This window comes from Candidatus Acidiferrales bacterium, from assembly GCA_035515795.1.
Classification (GTDB): Bacteria; Bacteroidota; Ignavibacteria; order Kryptoniales; family JAKASW01; genus JAKASW01.
On record DATJAY010000036.1, the window covers coordinates 1 to 11,872 of the forward strand.

Genomic DNA, 11,872 nt, shown 5'->3' on the forward strand with positions numbered 1-11,872 from the left:
TTTGAATTCAAACGGCCAGGACCTCTCGATCAGCGATCATGTCGGTAATCTCGGCTTTTATCTCTCAGCATCACGTCAGGAAACCGATCGCCGAATTGACACCCCTGTACCGAACCTGTTCCATGATCATGGCTTCGATTACTTCCTCTACGGCAAGTTCGATTATATACTCAGCGATGTCGATTACCTGACGGCAAATTTGAATTTCGGGAGAACAAACACAGAAGTTCCTTACGATCCCAATGTGCAAATTGCCTCCGATGTCCAGGAGACCACAAATTCCTTTCAAGCTATCTCTTATTTTCGGGAGATAAACACAGAGTCAGATCACCAGGAGAATTTGTTTGTCGGAGCGTATGCGCGTCAGGGTGGTCTGATCTATAATCCGGGAGACATCGACCCTCCGAATTTCAAATTCACATCCCAATATACTAGTGACACCACGGAGTCGTATCGCCTATTTGAAGATAGAAATTTCAACACTTTCGGCGTCCGATCTACTTATGACAAAAGAATATCTCACGAGTTTATGTATAAGACCGGCGTCAATTTCAGCAGCGCCGTAGGGAGAGAAAATTTTTCCTCTCAAGATTCCGTCGGCAATCAAGGGCCATCACTTCACAGTCCTTTTGCGGGGTCAGATTTTGGAACATTCCTCGAAGCAGACTGGCGCGTTCTCGATTGGACTTCTTTCGATGCGGGAGTTCGCTACGATCAACATATTGCTCCAGATGTTGAAATACAGCATCAGGTTAGCCCGCGCTTCCAGTGGAACTTTCTGATCGATGATAACAATTCAGCGTATGCATATTACGGCAAACTCTTCATGCCGACAAACATCGAAGGCCTACGATCAATAGCTCAAAATGTCAGCAGCTCAGTAACACCAACATATCCCGAGCGGAGCGATTTCTACGAGGCCGTCTATACACATAGCTTCTCCGTCGGCCTTCGGTTAAAATCAGCAGGCTTCTACAAATATGCACATCCATTTACGGACGATGCCACAATTGGTAACACGGCAATCAAGACTCCATTCAACATTTCTACGGTGAGAACGACCGGAGTAGAGCTGTCTCTGTCATATAGCGATCCGGGCACACCATGGTCGGGACATCTGAACTCGTCGGTTATCCATGCGGTCGGTTACGGTGCATTGACGGGAGGATTTTTGCCTCCTAGTACTGATGGTTCCGGAACAGATCTCGATCATGACCAGAGACTCTCAGTTGTCGCCGACATCAATTACCAGCCGCAGGATTGGTTCGTCAATCTTGAGGCCATCTACGGCTCAGGCCTTTCCAACGGACTTCCGCAAGCCATCTCCGTTTATAAAACGGGATTATTCGATTTCAACCAAGCGGTACACACGACTCCGTATTGGATACTGAACATCGGTGCGGGATATACTTTCTTTCTTACGGGAGAATCCTTCTTCCGTCCATCTCTTTATGTAACAAATGTATTTAACCACATACATTTGATAAAAGGGGCATATACAACTGGCGCGAGCTGGGAAGAGCCGAGAAATGTGGTATTTAAAATCGCATATCACCTATAAGTGGCTGAGTTTTTTTTGTCCATGAAGGAATAAAGTAGATGTCACATGTCCGAAAACCAATTGCCGGGGCTTTGATACTCAACACGTCAATTTGCTTGGTGGAAGCTCCGGCAGGTTTTTCGGCGAACAGTCTCAGTTTAGTCATGGACGGATTTCATAACATGCCGGATGAGACAGCACCGGTGTTTCTTTACCTTGCATTTATTTTATCTGCTAATCTATCTCGGAAACCGCATTAGACCTTAACCGCAGCCAAAGGCTTATTCTTCAGTGGAGCCGCGTGGGGAGAGCCGAGGAGTTTTATGTCTAAAGTCTCGGTGAATGTGGATTAAGAACGTTTATTCCGCCAGATGAAACTCTTGGTATGTGTTCCTTGTCGTATCGATTTGGACAGTCTTCTGAAAAGTGTGTCCACCTGGCGTGCGGAGGACAAATTCTATTTTCGTGGAGACATAGACGGTATCGGCGGTATTGTTCACATCATATTTAGTGAACGGGATTCCGAACCCAAAAATCCCATGGGGTAGGAAGAAATTGCCTGATTCATCTGTGATTGCCAAGGGAGTTTTCTTCACGAGAGATCCATAGTCGACGTCACAGAGCTCGATTCTAATATCCAGTACCATGGTATCCCCTACGAAGTGAATAACGTAAATGCCGTTGGTAATCTTAAGTGAATCCCAATCAATCAAAATCGGCGCAGTGCCCGTGGTGTCTTCAAATATTTTCCCCATGAACTCTCCGGTATACCAACGATAGAGCGTCATCGTCACATGATGGAATCGATAGCCGGGAAGTTGATACGGGATCGAATCCGATGGACATGTCCTCCCGATTTTCTCGAAAAGTGGAACCGGCTCAGTATCAAAAACATAATGAATACCAACTGCACCGATTGGGTCTCCGAAACTATCGACTACGTGTCCATAGAACATCCGTGACTCTTGCTCAACGCCAACGGGGTTACTTCCTTTATTGCAACTTTGGGAAACTATCGCAACGAACACGCAAAAACAGGTAATCGCCTTTTTCATATCCTGCAGCCCATTAACTCTGGAAATTACTCCTCCTATTCCGCGAATGCAACCCGCGAACCGTATTGGTTTAATAGAGAGAAAGACCTCCGACTTCGACGAGTCCGCTCATTCTACATCCACCGCTTCTCTTTTGCGAAGCAGGTCAACTCGTCTCTGAACTTCGGGTGAGCGATGTCGATAAGCGCTTTTGTTCTCTCGCTGATCTTCTTGCCGTGCAGGTTAACGACCCCAAATTCAGTCGCAACGTAATGCACGTCGCCCCGCGAGGTCGTCACGCCTGCACCCTCGGCGAGATGGGTCGCGATTCGCGAGACCGTTCCGCTCTTTGCTGTCGACGGGAGCGCCACGATAGGTTTTCCGCCTTCCGATCTTGCCGCGCCGCGGATGAAATCCACCTGCCCGCCGAAACCGCTGTAGAAATTGTAACCCATTGAATCGGCGCAAACCTGGCCGGTGAGATCGATCTGAATCGCCGAGTTTATCGCAACCATTTTCTTATTCTGGCTGATTATGAATGGATCATTGACGTAATGAGTTGGATGGAACTCGGCTATCGGATTATTGTGGATAAAGTCAAAGAGTCTCTTGCTTCCAAGAACGAACCCGGCGACCATCTTTCCCGGGTGGAGCGATTTCCTTTCATTCGTTATTATCCCGTTCTCTACAAGTTTTATTATGCCGTCTGAAAACATTTCGGAATGGACACCGAGATCCTTCTTCCCTTCGAGCGACATCAACACTGCGTCGGGAATTTTCCCGATGCCAAGCTGGAGAGTCGATCCGTCTTCAATAAGCCCGGAAATATTCTCGCCGATTTTCCTATAGACATCGATTTCATCCCCGGTCGCGTCCGGTTCAACCTGAGGAAGCTCCATTATCGGCGCGTCAACTTCGACCACTTTATGGACTTTGCTGATATGGATGAAGCTGTCTCCTAATGCCCGCGGCATGCTGTGGTTCACCTGCGCGATGACGACTTTTGCGACATCGGTTGCTGCCTTCGTTATGTCGACTCCTACTCCGAAGCTGCAGAAGCCATGTTCGTCGGGAGGTGAAACATGAATAAGCGCAACATCTATTTTTATTTCGCCCGAATAGAAAAGGCCCGGTATTTCCGAGAGAAATATCGGTACGAAATCGGCGCGGCCCTCGTTGACGGCATCGCGGACATTCTTTCCGAGGAACAATGCCGTGTGCCTGAAGTGATTTGCCATGCCTGGCTCGGTATATTTTGCCTTGCCAACAGTGAGAACGTGTATGATTTCACAGTCACAAAGTTCCGGTGCGCGTGCCACCATGGCATCGACGAGTATTTCGGGAACAGCGCAACCCGGGTGGAGATGAATCTTGTCGCCGGATTTGATGACTTTCACCGCTTCTTCAGCGGTGGTAACCCTGCTTCGATATGTATCAACCCAGGACATTGGCGATCACAGACATCCTTCTATCGGCTCAAATTTCTTTCCGAAAATCTTAGCCGCCCTCTCCTGCGTAAAGTGACCATCGAATGCACAAACTCCTCTCGCAAGCCCGCGATCCTCTTTCAATGCCGGTATAACGCCTTTCAGCGCAATCTCAATTACATAAGGCAAAATAGTATTGGTCAATGCGTAGGTCGCAGTTCTCGCAACCGCTCCGGTTATGTTCGGCACGCAATAATGGATCACATCATGGAGCACGAAAACCGGATCCTGAAGTGTCGTCGGCCTGCTCGTTTCAACACAGCCACCCTGGTCAATCGAAACATCGACGATCACTGCCCCCGGCTTCATCGATTTGACCATTTCCTCAGTCACGACATGCGGAGTGCGCTCTCCTCTCATGGAAACCGCTCCGATCAGGACATCCGCATAGGCCACACTTTTCTTCACGTTCACGGGCGTGACAAGCGCTGTCGTGACGCGTTTCATGAGAAGTTGATCAACCTTTCTCAGCTGTTTGATGTCGCGATCAAGTACGATTGCCTGCGCACCGAGTCCGACGGCCGTACGCGCAGCTTCGGTACCGACAACGCCCGCGCCGAGAATCACGACCGCAGCCGGAGCAATTCCGGCGGCACCGCCAAGAATTATGCCGCGACCATGGTTATCCGTTTCAAGCAGACGCGCCGAGATAAAAATTGAGAGCTGCCCTGCAATCTCGCTCATCGAATGGACAACAGGTCTATCGCCGTCTTCAGTCTCCACAAATTCATAACCGATCATATTGATCTTCTTCTGCAGAACGGATTCGATCAACTGCGGCTTTGCCACGGGGAGATTTAAAAAGCTGAAAGTGGTTTGTCCGTGCTCCATCATGTCGATTTCTTCGACCTTCGGAGCTTCGACGGAACAAACCAGCTCGCACCGCCTGAACACTTCGTCCTTGGAATAGACTACGGTAGCGCCCGCTTTCCGGTATGCTTCGTCCCCGAAACGGCTCAACTTCCCCGCGCCGGTTTCGACATAAACCGTATGACTATGGTGGACGAGCGTTGCAACAGCCGACGGGGTCAGCGATACGCGATTCTCATGCTTTGCAAATTCATTCGGAATGCCGATGTTCATAGCTCGGTTATCAGATTAAAGCTGCCATGTTTATTTAATAGTTGCCAAATGTCTCGGTTCTAAGTCCGTATTCAAAAATGTCGGATCACGTTCACTTTGTTACTTCATACAGCACAGCAAGCCGCGGACCGGTAATACACAGAGGCTTCAGCCCTGGATGCGGCACGTCGAGTTGAAGAAGATTGAGAAACTGAGGCCTCAATCCCGCCTCCAAATTACCATAGTAAAGAAATTTCACATCGTCCCTTCTTAGAACGGCTAGCAGCGAATCGTAATTACCAATCATCGGAAATGGATAGAATTGCATTCCAAGAAGATATGCAATATGCGGCTTCCTAGCAACGATCTTCGCGTTATCATACTGACCATGATATGCTTCGTGGAAGCAGTCTCTGACGAAAAGCATTTCATTCGGGCCGCTGCTTATATTGCGAGAATTGAACGAATATGAATCCCAAAAGGAGATTATGAGCAGAGCCAAGACAATATAGCTAAGTGATGGTCGCACATTTTTCTCCGCCCCAAACTTCGCAAGAAATGCTTTCAAAAAAAACGCAAAGGATAACATATACATCGGAACCAGGAATAGCGAAAATCTCTCCGAATAAAAGACCAGCAGTAAAATCACGAAGAAAGAAATGAAGATTATCATCAATCCGATTTTCTTTCTATCTGGACGAAAGAAAACCAAAAACAATCCCCCGGATAGAGAAAGGATGCCTATCGCAATGTTGGTCAAGCGCGAGAGATCATTAATTAGATGAGTAAAAGCGTTTGCCAGGAGAGTCGCGAGAAACAAAAACGGAGCTTTAAAAACAACGTCTGAGTAACCCGTGTATTGGTTGGCGAATTTAGACCAGAAATTGTCCCAGGTAACTCTCCCCCGTGAAAATACCTCGTAAGCGATGTTCTGATAATTCTTGTCGTAGAAAAAACTTCCGCGGTTTAGTTTCAAATAGATAGACCATGGCGCAGCAAAGACGACAAAGACCGCAACCCAAATCACGACAGCGGAATACCTCGTCAGACCTCTGACCTGGACAGATCTCAACAGAATTACGAATGGAACTACCAGGAGAAAAACAAGACCGACGTATCTCACGAGATACGCCAGCGACATGCATGCCGCAGATAGACAGAGTTCTGAAACCGTAATCACGGGTCTCCGAAACAGAAGGAGTAAACCCGCGAGAGAGACGGCGACGAAAAACATGTCGGTACTCGCTGTGTAAGAGTATTGAACGAACGATTTGTTGACTGATACGAAGACTGTGGAAACGAATGCAACATCGGAAGAAAACACGGATTTTAAAATCTCGAATATGAAAAGCAAAGAGAGGGATGCCGAAAGGGCTGAAATAATAATGCCTGACCTGAACAGATCTCCGAAGACCTTGCCAAACAATCCGAGAGTCCAAGGATATAACGGACCATGGAACGCATCTATTGTAATCTTGCCGAGCAAAAAATCCCGTGCCTGAGGAGCATACCCCCAGTAGAAATCGGTCTCAGCGCCGAAATCGCCTACCTTATGAAAAGTCAAACCAAAGAATAGCAGAGCAGCGAAGTATACTCCGGCAAATATCGGGATGAATCTCCTTGAATCGTAAAGCGGCTCCAATTGCGGAAACAATTTGGTCCGATCTAATTGCTCGGTGATATTCATCTCTCAGTTCGGAATGCCTCCTTTGTTGAAGCGGAGCCTCGCGCTTCACTTCAATTTTGATTTTAAGCCTTGGACTTCCGATTTTCCAAATACTCATCAATTGCCGCCGCGGAACGCTGGCCGTCTTCCATCGCAAGAATGACTGTCGCGCCGCCGCGTGAAAGATCGCCGCCTGCGAAAACTCCCGGACGGCTCGTCTGACAGTTCTTATCGACGACGACAGTCCCTCGCTTCGACATATCGAGACCGGGAGTCGTCGCCTGCAATATCGGGTTAGGCCGCTGACCAATTGCGAGGATGACTGTATCGACGTCCATGATGAAACCGGAACCGGGAATCTCGACCGGTCTTCTTCGTCCCGATGCGTCCGGCTCGCCCAGCTGCATCTTGACACACTCCATTGCCTTCACCCATTTGTTTTCGCCGGCGATGATCCTGACGGGGTTGGTCAGCATGTGGAATTCTATGCCTTCCTCCTCAGCATGATGCACTTCCTCTTCACGCGCGGGCATCTCTTCCTTGCTTCGCCTGTATACCAGATATGCCTTCTCGGTCCCGAGACGGTTTGCAGTCCGGACTGCATCCATGGCCGTGTTGCCGCCTCCGATCACCGCGACTCGTTTCCCAATCTTCACCGGAGTGTCATATTCCGGGAACTTATATCCATTCATAAAGTTGACGCGCGTCAGGAACTCGCTTGCAGAGAAGACACCGGGAAAATTCTCTCCCGGGATTCCGAGAAAGTTCGGGGTTCCCGCACCGGTTCCGAGGAACACTGCGTCGAAACCAAAATCGTCCATTAACTCATCGACCGTTGCTGTTCTCCCAATGACGAAGTTGGTTATTACTTCCACGCCAAGCTTCTTTACGTTTTCAATTTCCAGGTCGAGAATCGATTTCGGCAGACGAAATTCCGGAATCCCATACCTGAGGACTCCGCCGGCCGCATGAAGGGCTTCGAAGATCGTTACTCTGTATCCGAGTTTCGCAAGCTCGGCCGCACACGTCAACCCCGCGGGCCCCGATCCGACGATTGCGACTTGCTCTTTGCGTTTCTCATGTGCCATGGACCCGTTGGATAGATTGTGTATCCTCTCATAGTCCGCAACGAAACGTTCCAACTTACCGATCGCAACGGGCTGATGTTTTTTGCCGATAGGGCAAACCGCTTCGCATTGGGTTTCCTGCGGACAAACCCTGCCGGTGATCGCAGGGAGATAATTTTTCTCTTTTATTTTCTTCACCGCCCCGAAATAGTCTTTCTCGACCATCAGCTTGATAAAACCGGGAATGTCTATTCCAACCGGGCAGCCTTCGACACAAAGCGGTTCTTTGCAGTCGATGCACCGGAGCATTTCCCGTGACACAAGATTTTCATCGAAGCCGAAAGAAACTTCCTCGAAGTTATGTCTGCGGACATCCGCATCCTGCTCTATCGGGACTTGTCTCGAAATCTTCAGGCGTTCAGAAGGCTTCAACGTGTTAGGCATTCGCAGGCTCCTTCGTACCGACTTTGCTTCTCGTGGTGCATTCGCAGCCGGAGGAATCGTTTTGAGCAAACTCTTTGTCAAATTTATCGAGCGAGATTTTTTCCAGCTCCATATAACTTCGATTCCTCGTGATAAGCTCGTTGAAATCGACGAGGTGTCCGTCGAACTCGGGGCCATCCACGCAGGCAAATTTTGTTTCGTTCCCGACCGAAACGCGGCATGCTCCGCACATACCTGTCCCGTCCATCATGATCGGATTCAAGCTCACGAAAGTCTTGATTCCGAGAGGTTTCGTGAAATCCGAAACCGCTTTCATCATTATAATCGGCCCGATTGCGTAGACACCTTTGACATCCGGATCATTCTTCAAATATTCATCGAGCGCGTTTGTGACCAATCCCTTCATGCCGTACGAACCGTCGTCGGTCGTCGCAAAAAATTCATCGGAAAGTCCCCGCAGCTCATCCTCGAGTATTATAAGGTCCTTCGATCTTGCACCGACAATGGTGATGAGTTTATTCCCGGCATTCTTCAATGCCTTCGCTATCGGATAAACTTCGGCAGTCCCGACGCCCCCGCCGATGCAGACCACCGTCCCATAGTTGTGAATCGGCGTCGGGTTTCCGAGCGGTCCGGCAACATCCAGAAGAAATCCGCCTTTCTTCTGCAGGCTCAGAAGCTTCGTCGTCTTGCCGATCGTCTGTACCATGATGGTAATCGTACCGCCATCCGGATCGGAGTCGACAATCGTCAGAGGGATTCGCTCGCCGCGATCGTTCACGCGGAGGATAATAAAATTGCCTGCTTTATGTTTCCTGGCTACATAAGGAGCTCTGATCACAAATTTCGTTATGGATTTGGCTGGAGTTTCCTTGGAGAGAATTTCAAACATTAACTAACCTTTCGCTGCATTTTTCTTTTTGATTTTTGATGGACAGGGATATCCGGGACTTGGTGAAAGCCGCTTTCATCCTGGTAACCGATCGGTGCCCTGAGCGTCTCAATCAACAGCCATAAAATTGCCAGCGGCTCACCTGCTCCAACTATCATCCAAACCATTTTTCCTCCGTTACATATTAGATCCGTCACATTCCTCTTGTATCTCTATCTTACTTTCTCCTGATCCATAAGCTAACGAATTCATGCGAGCATTTCTCCGGATATCTCTTTTGTCCGCGAATAAATTGAGTCAATGGTTATGCCGATTTTCCATTATCAAACCAGCTGTTATGAAGCGAAATTCGTATGAATAAGGACAATCATGGCGATCACCACCAGAATCGGCGAGAAACAGGTCAATTTTCCGCAAGATTCGGAGGCAAGTTTCCAATTTCGCGTAATCAAAAGAGCTGTTCGAACATGATTAGCACTCCGATCACTGGAGTGCTTGCTTTTGAGATTTCAATGAGGTAAATTAGCAATCACGAATTGATAGTGCCAATTACAAATCTAATGATTACCAATAACAAGGAGGATTAATAAATGAAGATTAAGCCATTAGCAGACAGGGTAGTCGTAAGGCCGCTTGAAGCAGAAGAGAAAACCAAAGGCGGACTTTATGTGCCCGACACTGCAAAGGAACGCCCACAGCAGGGCGAAGTGGTCGCCGTCGGACCGGGACGAACCGAGGACGGGAAAAAAATTGTGCCCGAAGTAAAAGTCGGAGACAAAATCTTATACGGCAAGTACTCAGGCACCGAAGTCACTTATGACGGTATCGAGTACCTCATCATGCGCGAAAGCGACATTTTTGCAATCATATAAATGAAAGGAGTTTAAGATAATGGCAGCTAAGATAATTCAATTTGGTACGGATGCACGCGCCGCATTGAAGCGAGGAGTCGATACGCTTGCGGATGCGGTGAAAGTCACTCTCGGACCCCGCGGACGAAACGTAGTAATAGACAAAAAGTTCGGCGCACCGACGGTGACGAAAGACGGTGTGACGGTCGCAAAGGAAATTGAGATCGAAGAGACGATAGAAAACATGGGAGCGCAGATGGTGCGCGAAGTGGCGTCGAAGACCTCGGACGTCGCAGGTGATGGTACAACCACGGCGACCGTGCTTGCACAGGCAATCTTCCGCGAAGGTTTGAAGAACGTCACGGCTGGCGCCAATCCGATGGACTTGAAGCGCGGCATCGACCTCGCAGTAGAGAAAGTTGTCGAAGGACTGAAAGGTCAGAGCCGTGAAGTGACCGACAAAAAAGAAATCGCACAGGTCGGAACAATCTCTGCTAACAATGACAGCGAGATCGGCGAGCTTATCGCGAACGCCATGGACAAAGTCGGAAAAGACGGCGTCATAACTGTCGAAGAGGCGAAAGGCACCGATACGACTATGGAAGTCGTCGAAGGAATGCAGTTCGACCGCGGTTATCTATCGGCGTATTTCGTCACCGACACCGAGAGAATGGAAGCGATCTTGGAGGATCCGTACATTCTCATCCACGACAAAAAGATTTCAGCGATGAAGGACCTCCTCCCCGTCCTTGAGAAAGTGGCACAGAGCGGCCGCTCCATCGTTATCATAGCCGAAGATCTCGAAGGAGAAGCACTCGCGACATTGGTCGTCAACAAGATCCGCGGGACGTTGAAAGCGGTCGCCGTCAAGGCGCCCGGATTCGGAGACAGAAGGAAGGCGATGCTGGAAGACATCGCGGTGCTCACCGGCGGTCAGGTAATCTCCGAAGAGAAAGGCTTCAAACTCGAGAATACCACTCTCAACTTCCTCGGCACAGCAAAGAAAATAGCTGTCGACAAAGACAATACCACGATCGTCGAAGGTGCCGGCTCCAAGGACGATATCAAGCGCCGCATCAACGAAATCAAATCACAGATCGACAAGACGACTTCGGACTACGACAAAGAGAAATTGCAGGAGAGATTAGCGAAGCTTTCCGGCGGAGTCGCGGTGCTGAAGATCGGCGCGACGACCGAGGTTGAAATGAAAGAGAAGAAAGCGCGCGTCGAAGATGCGCTCCATGCCACCCGCGCTGCGGTCGAAGAAGGCATCGTCCCCGGCGGAGGAGTTGCCCTGATAAGGACGATAGCGAAATTAGATTCCGCAAAGACCGAGAACGAAGACCAGAAGATCGGCGTCGAGATCATAAAGAAATCTCTCGAAGAGCCGTTGAGATGGATCGTGAACAATGCCGGACTTGAAGGCTCAGTGATTCTGCAAAAGGTAAGAGAAGGTAAAGATGATTTCGGATTCAACGCGCAGAGCGAGAAATACGAAAACCTCATCAAGGCAGGCGTTATCGATCCGACAAAGGTCACTCGCACGGCTTTGCAGAACGCCGCGAGCGTTGCAAGCCTGCTTCTTACAACTGAAGCTGTTATTTGTGAAAAGCCAGAGAAGGAGAAACCGGCAATGCCGAGTCCTCCGATGGGCGACATGTACTAAGCCGAATTCAATAGATTGGCAAATGAAAAGTCCCGCTTTAGCGGGACTTTTTTTATGTTGCGCACTCCCCTGCGCGATTTGATGGCTATTAGGTTGCCGGTTCATGCTATCCACAGATTGGAAGAAATATGCCGCCAGAAACACGGAGACGAGGTGATATCGA

10 protein-coding genes are annotated in these 11,872 nt (G+C 49.1%); 3 read left to right on the forward strand and 7 right to left on the reverse strand.

The features are described 5' to 3' along the window. Positions 1-1,561 (forward strand): TonB-dependent receptor (locus VLX91_15435; GenBank protein ID HUI31602.1); only part of this gene is annotated, 1,561 nt, incomplete at its 5' end. Between the two features lie 338 nt (positions 1,562-1,899). On the opposite strand, the gene VLX91_15440 is transcribed toward VLX91_15435, so the two are convergent. The 7 genes from VLX91_15440 to VLX91_15470 all read right to left on the reverse strand — a co-directional run bounded on the left by VLX91_15440 (position 1,900) and on the right by VLX91_15470 (position 9,359). After that, entirely contained in the window at positions 1,900-2,496 is a 597-nt protein-coding gene (locus VLX91_15440; GenBank protein HUI31603.1) for a hypothetical protein, read from the reverse strand. Between the two features lie 212 nt (positions 2,497-2,708). Beyond that, entirely contained in the window at positions 2,709-4,022 is a 1,314-nt protein-coding gene (locus tag VLX91_15445; protein HUI31604.1) for an acetyl-CoA hydrolase/transferase C-terminal domain-containing protein, read from the reverse strand. A gap of 6 nt (positions 4,023-4,028) precedes the next feature. Further along, positions 4,029-5,144, reverse strand: coding sequence for an alanine dehydrogenase (locus tag VLX91_15450; protein ID HUI31605.1), 1,116 nt, complete (start codon positions 5,142-5,144; stop codon positions 4,029-4,031). 91 nt (positions 5,145-5,235) lie between these two features. Further along, complete coding sequence (locus VLX91_15455; GenBank protein HUI31606.1) at positions 5,236-6,810, reverse strand: glycosyltransferase family 39 protein; 1,575 nt, start codon at positions 6,808-6,810, stop codon at positions 5,236-5,238. A 62-nt stretch (positions 6,811-6,872) separates the two neighbouring features. Next, positions 6,873-8,300, reverse strand: coding sequence for an NADPH-dependent glutamate synthase (gene gltA, locus VLX91_15460; GenBank protein ID HUI31607.1), 1,428 nt, complete (start codon positions 8,298-8,300; stop codon positions 6,873-6,875). Next, on the reverse strand, positions 8,293-9,192 hold the full coding sequence (locus tag VLX91_15465; protein ID HUI31608.1) for a sulfide/dihydroorotate dehydrogenase-like FAD/NAD-binding protein: 900 nt from the start codon (positions 9,190-9,192) through the stop codon (positions 8,293-8,295). The genes gltA and VLX91_15465 overlap by 8 nt, the downstream gene beginning before the upstream one ends. Further along, positions 9,192-9,359 (reverse strand): hypothetical protein, encoded by a 168-nt coding sequence (locus VLX91_15470; protein ID HUI31609.1) that lies wholly within the window; start codon positions 9,357-9,359, stop codon positions 9,192-9,194. The genes VLX91_15465 and VLX91_15470 overlap by 1 nt, the downstream gene beginning before the upstream one ends. A gap of 423 nt (positions 9,360-9,782) precedes the next feature. Between VLX91_15470 and groES the strand changes: the two genes are divergently transcribed. Both groES and groL read left to right on the forward strand, forming a co-directional pair. Beyond that, entirely contained in the window at positions 9,783-10,064 is a 282-nt protein-coding gene (groES, locus tag VLX91_15475) for a co-chaperone GroES (GenBank protein ID HUI31610.1), read from the forward strand. A gap of 19 nt (positions 10,065-10,083) precedes the next feature. After that, the gene (gene groL, locus VLX91_15480) at positions 10,084-11,709 is read left to right on the forward strand and encodes a chaperonin GroEL (GenBank protein HUI31611.1); all 1,626 of its coding nucleotides are present in this window, start codon (positions 10,084-10,086) and stop codon (positions 11,707-11,709) included. Positions 11,710-11,872 lie beyond the last annotated feature (163 nt).